The sequence below is a fragment of the Flavobacterium shii genome (assembly GCF_025847235.1).
GTDB classification, from domain to species: domain Bacteria; phylum Bacteroidota; class Bacteroidia; order Flavobacteriales; family Flavobacteriaceae; genus Flavobacterium; species Flavobacterium shii.
The window spans coordinates 58,788-79,823 of the sequence record NZ_JAOZEW010000027.1 but is presented as its reverse complement, the minus strand read 5'-3'; the positions used below and the strand labels follow the sequence as shown (position 1 = coordinate 79,823).

The window sequence follows — 21,036 nt, the reverse complement described above, 5'->3', positions numbered from 1 at the left end:
AAATTCTTTTACCTATTCCCCAACCCTGATTCTATTTAAACGCAAAGCACACAATGATAAAAAACGCAAAGGTTCGCAAAGCTATAGATTAAACTTTGCGAACCTTTGTGTAATCCTTTGCGCCCTTTGCGGTAAATTATTTTGCCTAATCTCAAAGATACATACAACTTAAACCAACAGTTAAGCTTCAATTAATCAATATCTTAAATTATAAAAATACAAATAAATTTTACTAATTTTAAACTCGAAATCTGACCACGAAAAACTTTCTTTAAACAATATTAACGAAATTTTAACGATACATTTGTATATACAACTATAAAACATATTACATTTGTATATACAAATTATACACTTACGACTATGACAATTGAAGATGTAATAAAAAGTACCGTTAAGATGGATAATCCAAAAAGAGTTATTCTGAATATTATGTACACACAAAATGTACTTCAGGATAAATTTAATGAGGTATTAAAACCTTATGATTTATCGGGAGAACAATATAATGTATTACGCATATTAAGAGGACAAAAAGGAAATCCTGCTAATATGTGTGTTATACAAGACCGGATGCTAGCAAAAACAAGCAATACAACTCGATTAGTCGATAAGTTATTACTAAAGGATTTTGTTACCAGAAACGTATGTCCAAATAATAGACGAAAAATAGAAGTAGCGATTACAGAAAAAGGATTGGATGTTTTAACAGAATTAGATCCAAAAGTAATTGAGCATGAAAATGTTTTTTCGGAAAATCTGACCACAGCTGAATTAGAATTATTAAATGAGTTATTAGAAAAATTTAGAAATCAAAAAAATTAATACAAATAAATAACATGAATACTTTCCTAGAAAATCAAAATTGGAGATACGCAACCAAAAAGTTTGATGCGACCAAAAAAATCTCAACTGAAGATTTAAGTACATTAAAAGAAGCAATTCGTTTAAGTTCTTCTTCATACGGATTACAACCGTACAAAGTAATCTTCGTTGAATCACCAGAATTAAGAGTAAAATTACAAGCAGCAGCTTGGGGACAATCTCAAATCGTAGAAGCATCTCATTTGGTAGTTTTTGCAAATGACACAAATATTGGTGATGCTGAAATTGATAGTTTTATCAAAAACATTAGCGAAACAAGAGGAATTCCTACCGAGTCATTAACTGGATATAGCGATTTTATGAAATCTAAAATTTCTACTCTTCCTGCAGATGCAAAAAATACATGGACATCTAAGCAAACCTATTTGGCTTTAGGTAATTTATTGAATGCTGCTGCAGAGTTAAAAATTGACGTTACACCTATGGAAGGTTTTGATCCGGCTGCATTTAATGAAATCTTAGGTTTAGATGCCTTACATTTAAACGCTGCTGTAATTGCTACTGTAGGATACAGACACGAAGAAGATGCAACACAGCACCATAAAAAAGTTAGAAAATCAAAAGAAGAATTATTTATCACTCTATAATTATTAATCCAAATTTATTAAAATCAAACAAAATGAAAAATTTCAAATCAATCGCTCTTGCCCTAGTGGTAGCTTTATCAGCAGTTTCAATGAACGCTCAAACTAAAAAAGTTGACGTTAAAACAAGTACTATCAACTGGGTAGGAAAAAAAGTAACTGGTCAACATTCTGGAACTGTTAACCTAAAAGATGGTGCTTTAGTATTTAAAGGAAATAAATTAGCTGGTGGAACTTTCACTGTAGATATGACTTCTATCAATGCTACAGACCTTACAGGTGAATACCAAGGAAAATTAAACGGTCACTTGAAAGCTGATGATTTCTTTGGAACTGATAAATTCCCAACTTCAAAATTAGTTTTCAAAACTATTGGAGCAAAAGCTACTGATGTTTATACAGTAACTGCAGATTTAACTATCAAAGGAATTACTAAACCAGTAACTTTTGATATTGCTGTAAATGGAAATACTGCTGCTACTTCATTTAAAGTAGACAGAACGAAATATGATATTAAATATGGTTCAGGAAGCTTCTTCGACAATTTAGGAGACAAAGCAGTTTCTGACGAATTTGAGTTAAATGTAGCTTTAAAATTCTAACACCACACGCTTACTAATTCCGAAAATCCCAACATTAATTTGTTGGGATTTTTTTTATACCCATTTTTTAAATTCATTCAAAACCATAAAACGCCTCTCAAAAACAATTATTGACATATAAAAATAACGTTCTTAAAGTTATAGTAACACTTTCATAACATCCTGTGATTCTTTGATTAACAAACCCCTTCTAATTTTGACACAATCAATAAGGAAGCTTTTATCAAAAAATCAAATTTTGCAAAATACAACATTATGAAAAAGAATTTATACATTGTAATCATTTGTTTTATAAGTAGTATTATAGTCAATGCTCAACTACCAAAAGGTATTGTCGGCGCATCAAACTGGATGAATAAATGGACGAATTTCAAGCCGGCTACTGTCGAATACAATGAGGCTACAAATATTCTTGCGGGAACAATAGATAAAGACACTAAGTTATATAAAAGAAATACATATCAATTGGTTGGTGTAGTTTATGTAACCAACAACGCTGTTTTAACAATCGAACCGGGAACAGTAATTAGAGGAGATGACAAAACTTGTGGCACGCTGGTAATAACAAATGGTTCTAAAATAATCGCCGAAGGACTAGAAACTGACCCAATCATATTTACCTCTAACAAAAATGTTACCGAAAGAAAACCTGGAGATTGGGGAGGAATAATCCTTCTTGGAAAAGCTCCTATAAACAAAATGGGCGGTGTAAGCTTTCTTGATTTTAACTTAGATCCTGTTGTAAATCATTACGGAGGGACAGATCCTGAAGACAACTCTGGAGTTTTAAAATATTTGCGTATCGAGTATTCTGGAAGAAAACTAAATGCTCTGAAAGAAATTAACGGTTTATCATTGGCAGGAGTTGGACGCAAAACCAAATTAGAATATATTCAGATTAGCTACTCAAACGATGATTCATTTGAATCTTATGGTGGTGATGTTATCATGAATAACTTGGTTTCCTATCGCGCAACAGATGATGATTTTGATTTCACACAAGGTGTACAATGTACTATAAACAATAGCATTGCTATTCGTCACCCCTATTCATCGGACATTTCGGGATCAAGATGTTTTGAAGTTGATTCTTATGATAAGATTGAAAACACAGACACAACAAAAAAATTAACAAAAATAATTGCAAATAATATCACATTAGTAAACCTCGAAGAAAGTGATCAAGGTCTTGTGCGAGAGGCAGCACATATTGGAGAAAATACCTATTTTACATTAAATAATAGTGTGATTTCCGGATTCGCTCCATTTGTAGTATTGCAAAACAAAATTGGAGACTCTACCACAAACCTTGAAAAAATAAATTTAAGCGGATTAATAATTAATAGTTGCCAAGGTGGGATTGTTAGTGAAAACTCAAACTTCGATTTGGGTATTAAGAACTGGTATCAAAACCCTGCTTTTGATTTAGAGTACACAAGCCAGAAAAATATTGCACTATTTACTGAGCCAAATATTAAGAGTAATCCAGACTTTAGAATAAACGTAAACAACACAGTAGCAAGTGGTCATTAAATAGATAAATTGTGCTGCAAACAATAAATTTAACAAAAAACTAAAAAAATTATATATTTTTTTTAAAACAAAGTATACGAATATTCAAATTACATTTATACATTTGTACCAATAAAAAAGTTTATGAAAACAATTAAAAATAATACTTGGTGGTGGAAGAATTTACGTCAGTCGTCGTGAACTAAGCTTCCTATGGTATTATTCAAACTATAAATATGAAAGGCTTGTCATCACGACAAGTCTTTTTTTTTGTTCAAAATTTTCGAGAAACATAATATTAAAACTTAAAATACAACACATTGAAATCTTTTATACTCAACACACACTACAAACAAATTCTTGCAGATACTGTAACACCAGTAAGCATTTATTTTAAAATTAGAGATAAATTCCCTAATAGTTTATTGTTAGAAAGTAGCGATTATCACGGAAACGATAATAGTTTCTCTTATATCTGCTGCAACCCAATTGCAAGTATTAAAATCGAGAACGAAATTATTTCTAAAAATTATCCAGACGGAACTTCAGAGGAAATAGCGATTGATAGCTTGACCAATATTCCAGAAATTATTCAGGAATTTTCAGGACAATTTAAATCTGAGAAGAATGATTTCAAATTTATCAATAACGGATTATTCGGATACATATCTTACGATGCCGTTCGTTATTTTGAAAAAGTGACTATTGCAAAAAAAGACAATAGCATTTCTATTCCAGATGTATATTATGCAGTTTACCAAAATATAATTGCAATAAATCACTTCAAAAACGAAGCGTACATTTTTTGCCACAGCGTAGACGGTAGAAACAATATTTCGGAAATAGAGCAATTACTACAATCAAGAAATATAGCATCATATCAATTCTCTAAAGAAGGCGAAGGATTCTCGAATCTTACCGATGAAGAATTTAAACATAATGTTGCTTTAGCAAAAAAACATTGTTTCCGTGGCGATGTATTCCAATTGGTTTTATCTCGCCGATTCACACAAGGATTTAAAGGAGACGAATTTAATGTATACAGAGCATTACGAAGCATCAACCCTTCACCCTATTTATTCTTTTTTGATTATGGCGATTTCAAAATATTTGGTTCTTCGCCCGAAGCTCAAATTATTGTAAAAAATCGTAAAGCCGAGATTCACCCTATTGCGGGAACTTTTAAAAGAACCGGAAATGATGAACAAGACGCCATTCTTGCCAAACAATTATCTGAAGATAAAAAAGAAAATAGCGAACACGTAATGTTAGTCGACTTAGCAAGAAATGATTTAAGCCGTAACGGACATGATGTAAATGTGGAGAAATATCGTGAAGTTCAGTTTTTCTCACACGTAATACACTTAGTATCTAAAGTTACAGGACATTTACATGAAAAAGCAACTACAATGCAAGTTGTAGCCGATACATTTCCTGCAGGAACTTTAAGCGGAGCACCAAAACACAGAGCCATGCAACTTATAGAAGAATACGAAAAAACTAATCGTACTTTTTATGGTGGCGCTATTGGAGTTATGGATTTTGAAGGCAACTTTAACCACGCCATCATGATTAGAACTTTCCTGAGCAAAAACCACCAATTGCATTGCCAAGCTGGAGCCGGAATCGTAGCAAGTTCAGACGAAGAAAGCGAAATGCAAGAAGTATATAATAAACTTAGAGCATTAAATACGGCACTAGAAATGGCAGAAAAAATTTAGTGTTCAGTTGCAGTTTTTAGCCCTCGGTTCCAAACGAAAAACTTAAACTTACAACTAAACAAAGAGAATATTAAATAAAAATTAAACAACTAAAAACTATGAAAAACACTATTGGATTATTATTGGTTATGGCATTTTTAACTTCTTGCAACGACAAGAGCAAGCAAGAAACAACAACATCTAAAAAAGATATCGAAGGAACCTGGCGACTTATATCGGCAGAGACAACCGAAAAAGATTCTACTTTTTCAACATTCGACCCAAAAACCAAAATGATTAAAATTATAAATGACTCTCACTTTGCATTCTTTAACCACGACTTAAATAATGGTAAAAAAGCCGACGCACTATTCTTCGGAGGTGGAGGAAAATATACTTTAAAAGATAGTACATACACAGAGAATTTAGAATATTTCAACAATAGAGATTGGGAGAACAACAAATTTGAATTTACAGTAAAAGTTAAAAATGATACTTTAATTCAAAAAGGAATCGAGAAAATTGAAAAACTTGGAATAGATAGAATAATCATTGAAAAATACGTTCGAGAAAAATAAATAAAAATTAGCTTTAAGTTATTGGATTGAGCATTTAACCGCAAAGAACGCTAAGTTATAGACCTGTTTGATTTTATAAAAACACAAAGTTCGCAAAGCTTTGCGGACTTTGCGTTTTCAACATATTTTAAATACAATTCTTTGCGCCCTTTGCGGTTAAATGCAAAAAACAAGCAACTTGAAACCTGAAATAATGAAAAAAAATGAAAAAAATATTAGTAATAGATAACTACGATAGCTTCACTTATAATCTTGTACATTATCTGGAAGATTTAGATTGCGAAGTAACCGTATATAGAAATGATGAGTTTGATATTGATGAAATTGCAAGTTTCGACAAAATATTACTTTCACCAGGACCAGGAATCCCAGACGAAGCAGGTTTGCTAAAAGCTGTAATTCAAAAATATGCACCAACCAAAAGTATTCTTGGAGTTTGTTTAGGACAACAAGCCATAGGAGAAGTTTTTGGAGGTACATTATCAAACCTTGACAAAGTATATCATGGTGTAGCAACACATGTAAAAACGGTTGTAGATGATGAGATTTTATTCGAAGGATTAGGAAAAGAATTTGAAGTAGGTCGTTATCATTCATGGGTTGTAGATCCAAGTTTACCCGATGTTCTCGAAGCAACATCTTACGACGAAAACGGACAAGTTATGTCATTAAGACACAGAACGTATGATGTACGCGGAGTTCAATTTCATCCAGAAAGTGTATTAACACCAAACGGAAAAAAAATGTTAGAGAACTGGGTTAAGAGTTAGTCGAAAGTTTTAATGTCTAAAGTCGAAAGACTACAAAAAAACTTAATCTATCAATAACAAAAATAGTTCTCAATTTAAAAAATCGTCAAAATTAAGGAGACTTTACAACCTTCGACTTTAGACTTTAAGACACAAAAAAGAATGGATATTAGAATTTTAGAAACCAAAGAAATTAATATTGAAGATATAATAAGATTGTATAAAGCAAATGAATGGAGTTCGGCTGAAAAACCTGATTTATTACATAAAGCACTTTTAAATTCTGAAACTTTAATCACAGCTTGGGATGATAAAAAATTGGTTGGACTAGGAAATGCAATTTCCGATGGTTATTTAACAGTTTATTATCCGCATTTGTTAGTACTTCCTGAATATCAAGGAAAAGGAATCGGTAAAATGATTTGTGATAAAATGCAAGATAAATATCGTGATTTCCACATGCAAATGTTAACCGCAGATGGAAAATCAATAGAATTCTATACAAAAAATGGATTTGAACGCGCTGGAAAAACCGAACCAATGTGGATTTATCAAGGAGATGAACATTGATAAAATTAGTCGTAAAGTCATATGTCGAAAGTCATAAAGCCAATGCGAAGTAAATAGAAATAACCTTAAAAATAAATATCCGAAGTCAAAGACTTTAAGACCTTTGACTTTAGACTTTAAGACTTATACAAATGAAAAATATATTAAACAAATTAATCAATCACGAAATCCTTACTAAAGATGAGGCAAAAAACGTATTGATTAATATATCAAATGGTGATTATAATCCGAGTCAGATTTCGGCATTCCTCACCATATTTATGATGCGAAGTATTAGCATCGAAGAGTTAGCAGGTTTCCGCGAAGCTTTACTAGATTTATGCATTCGCATCGATTTATCGGCTTACAATACTATCGATTTATGCGGAACTGGTGGTGACGGAAAAGATACTTTCAATATTTCGACTCTAGCATCATTTATAGCTGCTGGAGCAGGAATAAAAGTTGCCAAACATGGTAATTACGGAGTTTCATCTATTTCGGGTTCTAGTAACGTAATGGAAAAAATGGGAATCAAATTTACCAATGATGCCGATTTCATAGAAAAATGCATCAATAAAGCTGGAATTTGTGTGCTTCATGCTCCATTGTTTCACCCAGCCATGAAAAACGTTGGACCAATAAGAAAAGAATTGGCTGTAAAAACATTCTTTAATATGTTGGGACCAATGGTAAACCCATCATTTCCTAAGAACCAATTGGTTGGAGTTTTTAATCTGGAATTGGCTAGAATGTATGCTTATTTATATCAAAATACCGATGTGAATTTTACAATTCTACATTCGCTAGACGGTTATGATGAGGTTTCTTTAACTGGACCTACAAAAATTATTACCAGTACAATGGAAGGCATGTTGAATCCAAGTGATTTTGGCGTTCGCCTTTTAGCGCAAAGCGAAATCGAAGGAGGAAAAACAATCGAAGAGTCAGCAGATATGTTTATCAATATTCTTTCAGGAAAAGGAACCGAAGCTCAGAACAATGTAGTTTGTGCTAATGCTGCAATGGCAATCGCAACAGTTACAAAATGTACTCCGCAAGAAGGTTTTGAACAGGCAAAAGAAAGTCTTTTCAATAGTAAAGGACTAAGAGCATTACAAACATTACAAGAATTGAGTAAATAAAAACAAACACAAATTTCACGAATTAGCACAAATAAATTATGCGTATTTGTGACTTTGTGGCAAAACAGTAATCATGAATATTTTAGACAAAATAATTTTCGATAAAAAAAGAGAAGTCATTCTCAAGAAGTCAATAATTCCTGTTTCGCAACTAGAGGCTTCGGTTTTCTTCGAAAGAGAAACTATTTCTTTAAGTCAAAAACTAAAAGCAAGTTCTACAGGAATCATTGCCGAGCACAAACGCCGTTCGCCATCTAAATCTATAATAAACCAAAGCTTTACAGTTGAAGAAGTGGTAAAAGGATATGAAAATGCAGGTGCATGCGGAATTTCAGTTTTAACCGATGGAAAATATTTTGGAGGTTCACTCGATGATTTACTATTAGCGAGAGCATCAGTAAATATTCCGTTATTACGAAAAGAATTTATTGTCGATGAATATCAGATATTAGAAGCCAAAGCATTTGGAGCCGATTTAATTTTGCTAATCGCAGCAGTTCTTACAAGAGAAGAAATCAAGTCATTATCTGAATTTACAAAAAGTTTAGGATTAGAGGTTTTACTAGAAGTTCATAATCAAGAAGAATTAGAAAAATCGATAATGCCAACACTGGATATGATTGGAGTTAATAACCGAAACCTAAAAACATTCGAAGTTAGCTTAGATTTCAGCAAAGAATTGGCAGCGCAAATTCCTGATAATTTTGTAAAAGTTTCCGAAAGCGGAATCTCATCTATTGAAGCCATTAACGAATTAAAACCATACGGTTACAAAGGTTTCTTAATTGGAGAAAACTTCATGAAAACCGATAACGCAGGACAAGCAGCAACAGATTTTATTAAACAGCTATAAGCCATGGGCAAAGGGCAATCAGCCCAAAGCCCAAAGCTCAAAGCTCAAAGCCTAAAAAAATGAAATTAAAAATCTGCGGTATGAAATATCCCGATAATATAACCGAAGTAGGTTCGCTCCTACCCGATTATATGGGATTTATATTCTGGGAGAAATCGGCTCGGTATTTTGACGGAATCATTCCCAATTTACCAAAATCGATAAAGAAAGTTGGTGTTTTTGTAAATCAAAGTCAGGAAGAAATTCTAAGCAAAATTTCAAAATACGATTTGCAAGCCATTCAATTACACGGTCATGAATCAGTTGAATTTTGTCAGGAATTAAAAAGCAAAATCGATTCTAAAATTGAACTTATAAAAGTATTCTCTGCCGATGAAAATTTTGATTTCGAAGTATTAAAATCATACGAATCAGTTTGTGATTATTTCCTTTTTGATACCAAAGGAAAATTACCCGGCGGAAATGGAACCACATTCGATTGGAAAATATTAAACAAATACAATTCGACTAAACCATTCTTCCTAAGTGGCGGAATCGGTCTAGAAGAATTAGAAACAATAAAAGAAATTTCGAAAACCAATTTACCTATTTATGCCATCGATGTAAACAGTAAATTCGAAATCGAACCCGGATTAAAAGATAAAAACATATTATATAGTTTCAAGCAAAACCTTGCAACTTTAAACACTTAAACTACAAACAAAATGAGTTTTCACGTCAACGAAAAAGGCTATTATGGAGAATTTGGAGGAGCCTACATTCCAGAAATGTTATATCCAAACGTAGAAGAACTACGCCAAAACTATCTAAAAATTACTGCCGACCCAAGCTTTCAAGCCGAGTTCGATGCACTATTAAAAGATTATGTAGGTCGACCAACTCCATTATATTTTGCCGAAAGACTTTCGAAAAAATACAATACCAAAATCTACTTAAAAAGAGAAGATTTATGCCATACAGGAGCACATAAAGTAAACAATACAATTGGACAAATTTTGCTTGCAAAACGCCTTGGTAAAAACCGAATTATTGCCGAAACTGGCGCAGGACAACACGGAGTTGCAACTGCTACTGTTTGTGCCTTAATGGGATTACAATGTATTGTATATATGGGCGAAATCGACATTAAGCGTCAAGCGCCAAATGTGGCTCGTATGAAAATGTTAGGAGCCGAAGTTCGTCCAGCACTTTCAGGTTCAAAAACCTTAAAAGATGCTACAAACGAAGCCATTCGCGATTGGATTAATAATCCTGTCGATACCTATTATATCATCGGTTCAGTGGTTGGTCCACATCCTTATCCTGATATGGTAGCACGTTTTCAGAGTGTGATTTCTGCCGAGATAAAAACACAATTATTAGAAAAAGAAGGACGCGAAAATCCTGATCACGTTATCGCTTGTGTGGGTGGAGGAAGTAATGCTGCAGGAGCTTTTTATCATTTCTTAGACGAAAAAGACGTAAACATTATTGCTGTCGAAGCAGCAGGTTTAGGAGTTGATTCTGGCGAAAGCGCAGCAACCTCGGCATTAGGAAAAATCGGAATCATACACGGAAGTAAAACATTATTAATGCAAACTCCCGACGGACAAATTACCGAACCCTATTCTATCTCAGCAGGTTTAGATTATCCAGGAGTTGGACCAATGCACGCACATTTATTTGCATCTGGCAGAGCCGAATTTATTTCGATTACCGATGACGAAGCCATGCAATTTGGCTTACAATTATCCAAAACCGAAGGAATTATTCCAGCAATAGAAAGTGCTCATGCCTTTGCCGTTCTGGAACAAAAGAAATTCGGACCCGACGAAATCGTAGTTATCAATTTATCAGGTCGTGGCGATAAAGATTTAAATACATATATCGATTATTTTAAATTATAGTTGGGCGTTACCGTCAGAAAAAGACGGTCGGGCTATCCGCTATATCTTTTTAAGGCTAAAAAAAAGCCTAAAAAAGGATGTCACTTTTATCCCTAACGCAAACACATATAATCAATAAAATATACCTACAAGGTTTTAAAAAACTTTCATAAAATAAATTATAAAGACCTAACAGGTTTTAAAAACCTGTTAGGTCTCATGAAAAAAAGAAGAAAAATGATATTAGCTGCAGCTCAGACCAAACCAAAACGAGGAAATATCGATTCTAATTTATTAGACCATTATCGCCTTATAGAATTGGCAGTAACAAAAAATGCCGATTTAATCGTATTTCCAGAACTTTCGATTACAGGTTACGAAAGAGAAAATGCAAGTGAACTTACTTTCACCGAAAATGATTCACGCCTAAATCATTTAAAAAAATTAGCTGTCGAAAATAAGATTGTAATTGTTGCTGGAGCACCTATAAAAATTAAGGACCATTTATTTATCGGAGAATTTATTATTTCGCCTGACGATTCGGTTTCTATTTATACCAAACAATTTCTTCATGAAGGCGAAAATGTTTATTATCAATCGTCTTTTGATTATAATCCGACAATCGAATTAGAGAATAAAAAAATCTCATTTGCTATTTGTGCCGATATTGATAATCCGTTGCATCCAAAAAATGCTAGCGAAAATAAAACGGCAATTTATATTGCTAGTATTTTCTTTACTCCAAACGGGATTCCTGCAGCTTATAAAGCATTGCAAAATTATGCCAGCACTTATAATATGAATGTACTTATGTCTAATTTTAGCGGAGAATCATGGGGATATCCATCAGGTGGAAAAAGTGCATTTTGGAATAATAAAGGAGAATTAATTGCTCAAATGAACGATTCAGATTCAGGATTATTATTGATTCAAAATCAAGATGATATTTGGACAAGTGAGATTGTAATAGATTAAAAAATAATATCAAGATTAACAAAATACCTAACGGGTTTTTGAAACCATTTAGGATAAAAAATAAAAAGATGAACAGAATAAATCAAAAACTACAAGAAGATAAAAAGATACTTTCTATTTATTTTTCTGCAGGATATCCTAATCTTAATGATACTGTACAAATCATTCAGGATTTAGAAAAAAGCGGAATCGATATGATCGAAATCGGATTACCATTTAGTGATCCTTTGGCCGATGGACCAACAATCCAGGCGAGTTCTACTCAGGCATTACATAACGGAATGACAACTCAGGTTTTATTCGACCAGCTAAAAAACATTCGCGAAAGCGTAAAAATTCCGTTGATAATAATGGGGTATTTTAATCCGATATTACAATACGGAGTAGAAGAATTCTGCAAAAAATGTGCTGCAATAGGAATCGATGGATTAATTATTCCTGACCTTCCTGTAGATGTTTATGCTGAACAATACAAAGCTACTTTCGAAAAATACAGCTTAATAAATGTATTTCTTATTACACCACAAACGTCTGATGAACGTATTAAATTTATCGATGGCGTTTCTAACGGATTTATATACATGGTAAGTTCTGCGAGCGTTACTGGTTCTCAATCTGGTTTTGGTAGCACACAAGAAACATATTTTAAACGTATTGCCGACATGAATCTTAAAAATCCACAAGTAATTGGTTTCGGGATTAATAATGCAGAAACATTTAATCAGGCAACACAATTTGCCAAAGGAGCCATTATCGGAAGTGCTTTTATCAAACATTTATCTGAAAAAGGAACAGGAAACATCGCCGAATTTGTAAAGGCTATTAGATAATTATTAATATCTAATTCTTTGCAAACCTAGATTGTCTATAATGGAACGCAGATTACACTGATTTACTAAAGTAAAGACGCAGATAAAAACGGATTTTTAAAAACAATAAAAAGAAATCTGTTTTTATCTGCGTTTTCGCCTCGGCGAATCAGTTTTATCCGCGTCCCTTCCGCAAAGAATTAAACACAATTTATTCTGAATAACATCGATACAAAATGGATTTAGCCACTCATTATACTAAATTGTTCACAGAATCCTGTGAGAAAATATCGAATGACAATTATGTTATCGATACACAAATAGATGATTTGAGTGATAGCCGTTTAGGGATTACATTACTAATTCGACCTACAGAAGAAATTAAAAATAACATTCAACTTTTTTTAAATGAATTAAAAGAAGTTGATGCTTCTCAATATTATTATCCCAATTCGGATATCCACATTACAGTAATGTCTATTATATCTTGTTATGATGGTTTTGATTTAAACAACATTACGATACAAGATTATGTTGCTGTAATTAATAAATGTATTACTGGTTTAAACAAATCAGCAATTAATCTACAAGGAATAACTGCCTCACCTTCGGCAGTTATGATTCAGGGATTTCCAAGCGATACGAGTATAAATGATTTACGCGACAATCTCCGTACAGCATTTAAACAAACTACACTAGAACAAAGTATCGACAAACGCTATTCGTTATTTACTTCACATTTAACAGTTGTACGGTTCAGAAAACCAATAAATAACAAGAATTTATTCTTGAAAATCTTGTATAAATACCGTGATTATAACTTCGGAAAATTTGAAGTTAAAAAACTTGAATTAGTCTATAATGATTGGTACCAAAGAAAGGAATTTGTAAAACATTTATCTGATTTCAATATCAAATAATTCCTTAACACCAAAATAAGCTATATCGTTATAATTAATCTAACTAACTAAAACACAATATGTTATAACAAAATAAACATTCACTTATAATGCTTTATTTTAGTTAATATTATGTTAAATAAAAACTAAACAGCTGTTTAAATTAAACACTTGTTTAATTTTGTACCCGATTAGAAAATCAACTATGCCAAACATCGAATTAAACGAGAAAAAAATTCAGATTCTCGAGGTTGCAGAAAAGCTTTTTTCTGAGAAAGGATTTGAGGGAACTTCGATACGAAATATTGCCAAAGAAGCAAAAATTAACATTGCCATGGTTTCGTATTATTTTGGTTCCAAAGAGCGATTACTTGAATCGCTAATTATATATCGAACTTCGGATTTAAAATTAAAATTAGAAAATTTACTAGAGGAAGATTTAGAACCTATTGATAAAGTAAATAAGTTAATTGAACTTTATATCACTAAGATTAATTGTAATGGAGGAATTTTCAGGATTATGCATTTTGAATTAACATCCAAGAAGAGAGAAAAAACGTTAAATCATTTTACGGAGTTAAAAAAGGGCAATCTTAAATCATTAGAAAGCATTATAAAAGAAGGTCAGAATAAAGGCGTTTTCCGAAAAGATGTCATTATTCCATTAATTACTCCAACTATTTTAGGAACTTTTTTCCATTTTCATATGAACAAAATCTTCTTTGAAAATGTATTAAATTTAAATACCGAAACTTTATATAACGATTACATAAAAACAAATTTAACAAAACACATTCAACAAACTATAAAAGCCTTACTTGTTTATGAAAATTAATCCATTTATGCTCTTTGGGATTTTCTTAATCGGAATTTCCTCGATAGAAGCTCAAGAAAAAACGAGTCTTACCCTGGACGATGCTGTGCGAATAGCATGGGAGAAGAGTGACGAAGTCACGTTGGCAAACACAAAGGTCAACACTAAGAAGTACGAACTAAGATCTACTAAAAACAATCAATATCCTGATTTAAAAGCATCTGGACAATACCAAAGATTAGCCGGTGCAGATGTAAATTTAAAAATAAATCAAGACAATTCTTCAGGTTCGTCAGTTCCTAATGTAGATCAATTAATGTTGGGGCAACTTACCGCAAGCTTACCGATATTTTCTGGTTTTAAAATTCAGAATAGTATTAAACTATCTGAAAATTTATACCAAGCCGAAATTGCCAATTCATTAAAAACTAAAGAAGATATTGCTTTAAGAGTTGTAAATTATTATGCTGATTTATACAAAGCTCAAAAAACAATTGAACTTTTGGATGAAGATCAAAAACAAGCTAAACAGCGTGTAACTGATTTTATCGAATTAGAGAAAAACGGTATCATCCCTAGAAATGATTTATTGAAGTCACAATTATTGGTTTCTAAAATCCAATTATCTATAGATGAGGCAAATAAAAATCTGAATATTCTTAATTATTATTTGATTACGTTGCTTAAATTAGATCCTGCAACTAAGCTTTATGTTAGAGAAAGTGATTTTATCAATTTTAAAACAGATAATATTCCTTCAAATGAGCAGCCAGCTTTAGAAAATCGTAAAGATTTAGAAGCATTGCGTTATCAGGAAAAAGCAAGTGAGTCTAACATACAAATGGCAAAAAGTGCTTATTACCCTTCTATTTCATTATTGGGTGGTTATGCTGCAGTTGATGTTAGAAACATTCTTACTGTACAAAATGCAATGAATTTTGGAGTAGGTATCTCTTATGATCTTAGCGGAATATTAAAAAAAGGAGCTGATATAAAACAAGCTCAAAGTAAAGCAGATGAAGCTAAGAGTTCACAAGAAATTTTAACCAATTACATTAAAGTAGAAGTACAAAAAGCAATTGAAGATTATAATTTGGCTCTAAAACAAAGTTCTGTTTATGACTTAGCATTAGAACAAGCCTCGGAAAATTATAGAATCTTAAAGGATAAATTCGATAACGGTCTTGCTGATACCAACGATTTACTGGAAGCCGATGTTGAACATCTTAGTGCTAAGGTGAATACTGCAACATCAAAAGCCGATATAATCCAGCGATATTACGAAATGCTTTCGGCAACAGGACAATTATCACAATCATTCAATCTTACAAAAATATAATCGATAGCCCACATGGAAAAGAAAAAAACAAATACCAAATTTATAATAATATTAGTTCTTTTGGTTGTAGTTGGTGGATCTTACGGAATCTACAAATATATGCACTCTCTTGCTCACGAAGAAACGGATGATGCTCAAATAGAGAAAAAAATGAACCCAATCATTCCTAGAGTATCGGGATATATAAGTAAGGTTTATGTAAAAGATAATGACTTTGTAAAAAAAGGAGATACTTTATTTACAATAGATAAAAGAGATTACCAATTAAAAATTGATGAAGCAAATGCTGCTTTATTAGGATCTGAAGGTTCATATGAAGCTGCAAAAGCTGATATTGGTAGTGCGCTTGCAAATATTTCGGTTTCGGATGCAAATGTAAGATCTGCTGGTGGTAACATTGAAAGTGCTAAAATTAGATTGGCACAAATAACAAATGATTACAACCGTTACAATAACTTGTACAAAACACATACGATTACAAAACAACAGTACGAAAATGCATTAACTGCTAAACAAGAAGCAGAAAACCAAGTACGTATTTTACAACAACAAGAAAAAGCAAGTGCTTTTCAAAAATCGGTTATTCAGGCAAAATCTAAAGCCACAGACAAACAAACTGAAGTAGCTGCTGCAAATATCAAAAAAGCAAAAACACAATTGGATGTTGCTAAATTAAATTTATCATATACTGTAGTTACAGCTGCAATTGATGGTCAGGTTTCTAAAGTTGATATTCAGCCAGGACAATTGGTTCAACCAGGACAATCTTTATTTTATATCATCAATAATTCTGAAGCTTGGGTTGTAGCTAATTTTAAAGAAACACAACTTAACAAAATGATTATTGGTCAAAAAGTAACTTTAAAAGTAGATGCTTATCCTAATTATGAATTTAAAGGAACGCTTACTTCTTTTTCTCCAGCAACAGGATCACGTTTTTCTTTACTTCCTCCTGATAACGCAACTGGAAACTTTGTAAAAACAATTCAGAGATTACCTGTAAAAATCAACTTGGACGCTGATAATGATATCGAAAAGGTAAAATTATTGAGACCGGGAATGAACGTAGATGTAGATGTACATATAAAATAAAAATCACACTTACCAAGATTATCTTGGAAAGGATCATACATTCATTTTAGAAAAGCATACTAATACAACAAAATGGTAAAAGTAGAAGATGATTTAGTAGAATATGGCTATAGACGAGTTTTAATTACGATAACCGCAGTACTTTGTGCTTTGCTGGAAATAGTAGATACAACTATCGTAAACGTAGCTTTAACCGACATGAGAGGAAGTCTCGGTGCCACATTAACAGACGTTGCATGGGTTATTACTGCTTATGCTATTGCAAATGTTATTGTGATCCCAATGACTAGTTGGTTGTCACAACAATTTGGAAGACGAAATTATTTTGTAACCTCAATAATAATTTTCACCATGTCCTCATTCTTATGTGGTAATGCCTCCAATATTTGGGAACTTATTGCTTTCCGATTTATCCAAGGACTCGGTGGTGGTGCTTTATTAGTTACTGCGCAGACCATTATAACCGAAAGTTACCCCATTGCAAAACGTGGAATGGCACAAGCTATTTACGGAATGGGAGTTATTGTAGGACCGACTTTGGGTCCTCCATTAGGAGGATATTTAGTAGATAATTATTCTTGGCCTTATATTTTTTATATTAATATTCCATTAGGGATTATTGCTACTATCTTGGCACTTTCTTTTGTAAGAAGTCCAAAATATGGAGAGAAACTAAAAGCCAATCAAGTCGATTGGTGGGGAATAATATTCTTGGCGTCTTTTATTGGTTCCTTACAATTCGTTCTGGAACATGGACAGCAAGACGATTGGTTCAATGATCCATTGATTGTAACATTAAGTGTAGTAACCGTTTTTGGATTAGTGCTATTCATATGGCGAGAACTCACCTATAAGTACCCAATTGTAAACTTGAGTGTTCTTAAAGATGGAAACCTACGGATAGGAACTATAATGTGTTTTATCCTCGGATTTGGGCTCTATGGGTCTACATTAATCATCCCAATTTACACACAATCTGTCTTAGGATGGACGGCTACCGATGCAGGATTATTATTAATTCCGGGATCGATTACAACTGCATTTATGATGCCTATTATTGGTAAATTAATCCAGCGAGGAGTTCCTCAGGGATATATGGTAGGAGTTGGATTTTTAGTCTTCTTCTTCTTCACCTTTATGATGTACAATAATATGACACCAGATACGGGAGTTGAGCATTTATACTGGCCACTAATTTTAAGAGGTATTGGTTTAGGATTACTTTTTGTACCTATTACAACATTATCACTTTCTACTTTGCAAGGAAAACATATTGGTGAAGGTGCCGCTTTTACCGGAATGATGCGACAATTAGGAGGTTCATTTGGTATTGCAATTATCACCACTTTTATTACGAGATTCAGTCAGAAACACCGTGTAGATTTAGTATCTCATTTAGACGCAAGTAAATTTGAAGTACAACAAAGAGTTGCAATTTTGCAAAAGGGATTTATGTCTAAAGGATTTAGTACCAATGAGGCTTTGAATAAAGCATATCAGGTAATTGATTATTCTGTAATGAAACAAAGTACAGTTTTGGCATACATGGATATATTTATGTACTTAGGTATTATGTTTTTGTGCTGTATTCCTATTATTCTTTTAATCAAAAAAGGGAAAAACAAGATAAACCCAGCCGATGCAATGCATTAATATGTGAAACATTAAATAAACGATTTGAGTTTATTTTTAAATATTTTTTTAAACCGTTGTGAAAGTTTTTTACAACGGTTTTTTATTATAACATACAGGAGCTTAGAATAAAAATCAGTAGTAATTCATAAAAACTAACCACATACTTTTTAACTATAATATGGATAAATATGTGGCTTTCCAAAATACAATAAAGTTTTATTTCGTTGTAAAATAATAATTATCGAGTATATTTGCACTTGCTTTTTAGTAGCAATAAAAAACAAAAAAAAAGTTAAGTTATGGTTTATAAATTTAGAGTAATTCTAGATGCAGAAGAAGATATTTTTAGAGATATAGCAATTCTTGAAGAAGATACTTTAGAAGATTTACACAACGCCATCTTCAATTCTTTTGGTTTTGACGGAATGGAAGTAGCTTCATTTTATACCTGCGATGAAACTTGGAATCAAGAGGATGAAATTCCACTTTTTGATACCGGAGATGTTCTTGGTGAACAAAAAACGATGAGTGATTATACTCTATCGGATATATTAGATAAAGAGAATACTAAAATTATATATGTCTACGATTTTATTCATATGTGGACTTTTTTGGTTGAATTAGCCGCAATAGAAGATCAGGTTATTGGTAATACTTACCCAGAAACTATTTTCTCTCATGGTGAAATGCCTGATGACTCTGGCGAGAAAAACTTCGAAGCAGATATGCACGATGATATATACGGTGAATTTGAAGATGATCTTGATCAAGATGATTTAGATATGTTCGAAGGAGACGATAGTTTTGAAGATTATGGATTTGAAGAGAATTGGAATTAGTTAAAAAGAGGTCCAAAGGTCCTAAGTAATAAAGGTTCAGAGGTTTTTTTTTAAATCTTACGATTTTAAAAAATCAAGAATATTCTTTCTTTATATTTACCTGTTAAATATAAATCTATGAATACTTTTAGAGACCTTTTGATTTGGCAAAAATCAATGGCATTAGTTACCGAAATCTATCAGCTTGCAAGTTCATTCCCCAAAGAAGAAATTTATGGTTTAACTTCACAAATTCGTAGGAGTTCAATATCAATACCCAGTAATATAGCTGAAGGATATGGTCGAAATGGAAATAATGATTATTTGCGTTTCTTAAATATCTCAATTTCATCATTATTCGAAATACAGACTCAGCTTGAAATCTCATTCAATTTAAAATACATAAACGAAATTCAATTTCACAAAATAAATGGAGAAAGCAAAGAAATAGAACGAATGTTAGGCTCATTTATTCGAAAAATAAAAGAACGAAACTAAACCTTTGTTCCTTTGAACCTTTGCTACTACTTTAAACCTTTCCCACTAAGCACCTTAAAAAAATGATAAACCTTTTCAACACCCACATCGACACGCTTGCGATTCACCGCGTAGGAAACAAGAGCAGAAACGAAGCTATTTTTTTATCAGACCAACCATTTAACTTAAATGATGAAATTGTTCCATTGATAAAAGAATACTTCTTTAAACCTTTTAGAGAAAAAGAAGAAAACTATTACCAGTTTGCACATGAAGTCGATTTGGATTATAACGACATGTTTAAATATGCTACTGAGATTTTTGATAATCCAGGAAATTTACAGGAAGTTTCAAAAAGGATTACCACACATTTATACGAACAATCAAACCATCCACACATTAAAAACGGTGAGGTTTATGTAACGTATTTAACCAACTTAAGTATCGACAATAATGTTGTAGATGCAATTGGAATTTTTAAAAGTGAATTACAAGCAGACTTTTTACAGTTTGAAGAAAAAGACAGTAACCTTGAAATGATATTGCAGCAAGGTATAAACCTTAACAAGCTTGATAAAGGATGTCTGATTTTTAATTACAAAAAAGAAGAAGGATATAAAATTTTAACTGTAGATAGTAACCGTTATGATGCGCGTTACTGGTTAGAGCATTTTTTATCTGTTGATGCATTTGAAGATGAAAACTTTATTACTAAAAAATACTTAAAATTCTGTCAGAACTTTGCAAAAGATGTAGTTCTTCCGGCAGAAGATAAAAAAGAAGAAGTAATGTTCATGAACAGATCTGTGAATTATTTTGCAAAAAATGATCAGTTCGAAGAAACTAACTTTTTGAATGAAGTATTAGACAATCCAGATTTAATTCCGGAGTTTAAAAACTATAAAGTTGATAAGGGAGAAAAATACAGTATCGAAGATATTACCTCCTTCCCTATTGCCAACGCTGCGGTAAGTGATGCAAGAAAATCAATTAAAAATGTTATCAATCTAGACACACATATCCAAATCAAGATGGATTTTATCAATCCAGAAAGTGCTGAGAAGTTTGTAGAAAAAGGTTGGGATGAAGAGAAACAAATGTATTACTATTTAGTTTACTTCAATAAAGAAGAAAAGAGCTAGTTTTTGTTCTTTTT

At 32.3% G+C, this 21,036-nt stretch carries 22 protein-coding genes; all 22 read left to right on the top strand.

Going from position 1 to position 21,036, the window contains the following annotated elements; translation table 11 throughout:
* The first annotated feature begins 363 nt into the window (after positions 1–363).
* The 22 genes from OIU83_RS20920 (at position 364) to OIU83_RS20815 (ending at position 21,022) form a co-directional block, all read left to right on the top strand.
* Positions 364–825: a MarR family winged helix-turn-helix transcriptional regulator gene (locus OIU83_RS20920; protein ID WP_264208210.1), complete on the top strand. Its 462-nt coding sequence runs from the start codon at positions 364–366 to the stop codon at positions 823–825.
* Between the two features lie 14 nt (positions 826–839).
* Complete coding sequence (locus OIU83_RS20915; protein ID WP_264208209.1) at positions 840–1,472, top strand: NAD(P)H-dependent oxidoreductase; 633 nt, start codon at positions 840–842, stop codon at positions 1,470–1,472.
* A gap of 32 nt (positions 1,473–1,504) precedes the next feature.
* Complete coding sequence (locus OIU83_RS20910) at positions 1,505–2,071, top strand: YceI family protein (protein WP_264208208.1); 567 nt, start codon at positions 1,505–1,507, stop codon at positions 2,069–2,071.
* 255 nt (positions 2,072–2,326) lie between these two features.
* Positions 2,327–3,604: a hypothetical protein gene (locus tag OIU83_RS20905; RefSeq protein ID WP_264208207.1), complete on the top strand. Its 1,278-nt coding sequence runs from the start codon at positions 2,327–2,329 to the stop codon at positions 3,602–3,604.
* Between the two features lie 299 nt (positions 3,605–3,903).
* Positions 3,904–5,304, top strand: a complete 1,401-nt coding sequence (locus OIU83_RS20900; protein ID WP_264208206.1) for an anthranilate synthase component I family protein — start codon at positions 3,904–3,906, stop codon at positions 5,302–5,304.
* Between the two features lie 98 nt (positions 5,305–5,402).
* Entirely contained in the window at positions 5,403–5,861 is a 459-nt protein-coding gene (locus tag OIU83_RS20895) for a hypothetical protein (RefSeq protein WP_264208205.1), read from the top strand.
* 203 nt (positions 5,862–6,064) lie between these two features.
* On the top strand, positions 6,065–6,631 hold the full coding sequence (locus tag OIU83_RS20890; protein ID WP_264208204.1) for an anthranilate synthase component II: 567 nt from the start codon (positions 6,065–6,067) through the stop codon (positions 6,629–6,631).
* A gap of 141 nt (positions 6,632–6,772) precedes the next feature.
* Positions 6,773–7,180: a GNAT family N-acetyltransferase gene (locus OIU83_RS20885; protein ID WP_264208203.1), complete on the top strand. Its 408-nt coding sequence runs from the start codon at positions 6,773–6,775 to the stop codon at positions 7,178–7,180.
* A gap of 131 nt (positions 7,181–7,311) precedes the next feature.
* The gene (gene trpD, locus OIU83_RS20880) at positions 7,312–8,304 is read left to right on the top strand and encodes an anthranilate phosphoribosyltransferase (protein WP_264208202.1); all 993 of its coding nucleotides are present in this window, start codon (positions 7,312–7,314) and stop codon (positions 8,302–8,304) included.
* A gap of 73 nt (positions 8,305–8,377) precedes the next feature.
* On the top strand, positions 8,378–9,157 hold the full coding sequence (gene trpC / locus OIU83_RS20875; protein WP_264208201.1) for an indole-3-glycerol phosphate synthase TrpC: 780 nt from the start codon (positions 8,378–8,380) through the stop codon (positions 9,155–9,157).
* A 59-nt stretch (positions 9,158–9,216) separates the two neighbouring features.
* Positions 9,217–9,849: a phosphoribosylanthranilate isomerase gene (locus OIU83_RS20870; RefSeq protein ID WP_264208200.1), complete on the top strand. Its 633-nt coding sequence runs from the start codon at positions 9,217–9,219 to the stop codon at positions 9,847–9,849.
* A 12-nt stretch (positions 9,850–9,861) separates the two neighbouring features.
* Complete coding sequence (gene trpB, locus OIU83_RS20865; protein ID WP_195735802.1) at positions 9,862–11,043, top strand: tryptophan synthase subunit beta; 1,182 nt, start codon at positions 9,862–9,864, stop codon at positions 11,041–11,043.
* Between the two features lie 198 nt (positions 11,044–11,241).
* Entirely contained in the window at positions 11,242–11,997 is a 756-nt protein-coding gene (locus tag OIU83_RS20860) for a carbon-nitrogen hydrolase family protein (protein ID WP_264208199.1), read from the top strand.
* 68 nt (positions 11,998–12,065) lie between these two features.
* Positions 12,066–12,827, top strand: coding sequence for a tryptophan synthase subunit alpha (trpA, locus tag OIU83_RS20855; protein WP_264208198.1), 762 nt, complete (start codon positions 12,066–12,068; stop codon positions 12,825–12,827).
* A 215-nt stretch (positions 12,828–13,042) separates the two neighbouring features.
* A complete protein-coding gene (locus OIU83_RS20850) occupies positions 13,043–13,726 on the top strand; it encodes a 2'-5' RNA ligase family protein (protein ID WP_264208197.1) in 684 nt (227 codons plus the stop codon).
* Positions 13,727–13,910: 184 nt separating this feature from the next.
* The gene (locus tag OIU83_RS20845; protein WP_264208196.1) at positions 13,911–14,540 is read left to right on the top strand and encodes a TetR/AcrR family transcriptional regulator; all 630 of its coding nucleotides are present in this window, start codon (positions 13,911–13,913) and stop codon (positions 14,538–14,540) included.
* Positions 14,530–15,858, top strand: coding sequence for a TolC family protein (locus OIU83_RS20840; protein ID WP_264208195.1), 1,329 nt, complete (start codon positions 14,530–14,532; stop codon positions 15,856–15,858). Before OIU83_RS20845 ends, OIU83_RS20840 begins: the two co-directional genes overlap by 11 nt.
* Positions 15,859–15,870: 12 nt before the next feature.
* Entirely contained in the window at positions 15,871–16,950 is a 1,080-nt protein-coding gene (locus OIU83_RS20835) for an HlyD family secretion protein (protein ID WP_264208194.1), read from the top strand.
* A 72-nt stretch (positions 16,951–17,022) separates the two neighbouring features.
* Positions 17,023–18,603, top strand: a complete 1,581-nt coding sequence (locus OIU83_RS20830) for an MDR family MFS transporter (RefSeq protein WP_264208193.1) — start codon at positions 17,023–17,025, stop codon at positions 18,601–18,603.
* A gap of 281 nt (positions 18,604–18,884) precedes the next feature.
* Positions 18,885–19,424, top strand: coding sequence for a plasmid pRiA4b ORF-3 family protein (locus OIU83_RS20825; protein WP_264208192.1), 540 nt, complete (start codon positions 18,885–18,887; stop codon positions 19,422–19,424).
* Between the two features lie 117 nt (positions 19,425–19,541).
* Positions 19,542–19,901, top strand: a complete 360-nt coding sequence (locus OIU83_RS20820) for a four helix bundle protein (RefSeq protein WP_264208191.1) — start codon at positions 19,542–19,544, stop codon at positions 19,899–19,901.
* 62 nt (positions 19,902–19,963) lie between these two features.
* Entirely contained in the window at positions 19,964–21,022 is a 1,059-nt protein-coding gene (locus OIU83_RS20815) for a nucleoid-associated protein (protein ID WP_264208190.1), read from the top strand.
* Positions 21,023–21,036 lie beyond the last annotated feature (14 nt).

What these genes read in the sequence shown, in the direction of transcription:
- OIU83_RS20905 (WP_264208207.1), top strand. Translation starts at nt 2,327, where the DNA reads ATGAAAAAGAATTTATACATTGTAATCATTTGTTTTATAAGTAGTATT.
- trpA (WP_264208198.1), top strand. Translation starts at nt 12,066, where the DNA reads ATGAACAGAATAAATCAAAAACTACAAGAAGATAAAAAGATACTTTCT.
- OIU83_RS20915 (WP_264208209.1), top strand. Translation starts at nt 840, where the DNA reads ATGAATACTTTCCTAGAAAATCAAAATTGGAGATACGCAACCAAAAAG.
- OIU83_RS20890 (WP_264208204.1), top strand. Translation starts at nt 6,065, where the DNA reads ATGAAAAAAATATTAGTAATAGATAACTACGATAGCTTCACTTATAAT.
- OIU83_RS20820 (WP_264208191.1), top strand. Translation starts at nt 19,542, where the DNA reads ATGAATACTTTTAGAGACCTTTTGATTTGGCAAAAATCAATGGCATTA.
- OIU83_RS20885 (WP_264208203.1), top strand. Translation starts at nt 6,773, where the DNA reads ATGGATATTAGAATTTTAGAAACCAAAGAAATTAATATTGAAGATATA.
- OIU83_RS20920 (WP_264208210.1), top strand. Translation starts at nt 364, where the DNA reads ATGACAATTGAAGATGTAATAAAAAGTACCGTTAAGATGGATAATCCA.
- OIU83_RS20845 (WP_264208196.1), top strand. Translation starts at nt 13,911, where the DNA reads ATGCCAAACATCGAATTAAACGAGAAAAAAATTCAGATTCTCGAGGTT.
- OIU83_RS20835 (WP_264208194.1), top strand. Translation starts at nt 15,871, where the DNA reads ATGGAAAAGAAAAAAACAAATACCAAATTTATAATAATATTAGTTCTT.
- OIU83_RS20840 (WP_264208195.1), top strand. Translation starts at nt 14,530, where the DNA reads ATGAAAATTAATCCATTTATGCTCTTTGGGATTTTCTTAATCGGAATT.
- trpB (WP_195735802.1), top strand. Translation starts at nt 9,862, where the DNA reads ATGAGTTTTCACGTCAACGAAAAAGGCTATTATGGAGAATTTGGAGGA.
- OIU83_RS20910 (WP_264208208.1), top strand. Translation starts at nt 1,505, where the DNA reads ATGAAAAATTTCAAATCAATCGCTCTTGCCCTAGTGGTAGCTTTATCA.
- OIU83_RS20830 (WP_264208193.1), top strand. Translation starts at nt 17,023, where the DNA reads ATGGTAAAAGTAGAAGATGATTTAGTAGAATATGGCTATAGACGAGTT.
- OIU83_RS20870 (WP_264208200.1), top strand. Translation starts at nt 9,217, where the DNA reads ATGAAATTAAAAATCTGCGGTATGAAATATCCCGATAATATAACCGAA.
- OIU83_RS20850 (WP_264208197.1), top strand. Translation starts at nt 13,043, where the DNA reads ATGGATTTAGCCACTCATTATACTAAATTGTTCACAGAATCCTGTGAG.
- OIU83_RS20895 (WP_264208205.1), top strand. Translation starts at nt 5,403, where the DNA reads ATGAAAAACACTATTGGATTATTATTGGTTATGGCATTTTTAACTTCT.
- trpD (WP_264208202.1), top strand. Translation starts at nt 7,312, where the DNA reads ATGAAAAATATATTAAACAAATTAATCAATCACGAAATCCTTACTAAA.
- OIU83_RS20825 (WP_264208192.1), top strand. Translation starts at nt 18,885, where the DNA reads ATGGTTTATAAATTTAGAGTAATTCTAGATGCAGAAGAAGATATTTTT.
- OIU83_RS20860 (WP_264208199.1), top strand. Translation starts at nt 11,242, where the DNA reads ATGAAAAAAAGAAGAAAAATGATATTAGCTGCAGCTCAGACCAAACCA.
- OIU83_RS20815 (WP_264208190.1), top strand. Translation starts at nt 19,964, where the DNA reads ATGATAAACCTTTTCAACACCCACATCGACACGCTTGCGATTCACCGC.
- trpC (WP_264208201.1), top strand. Translation starts at nt 8,378, where the DNA reads ATGAATATTTTAGACAAAATAATTTTCGATAAAAAAAGAGAAGTCATT.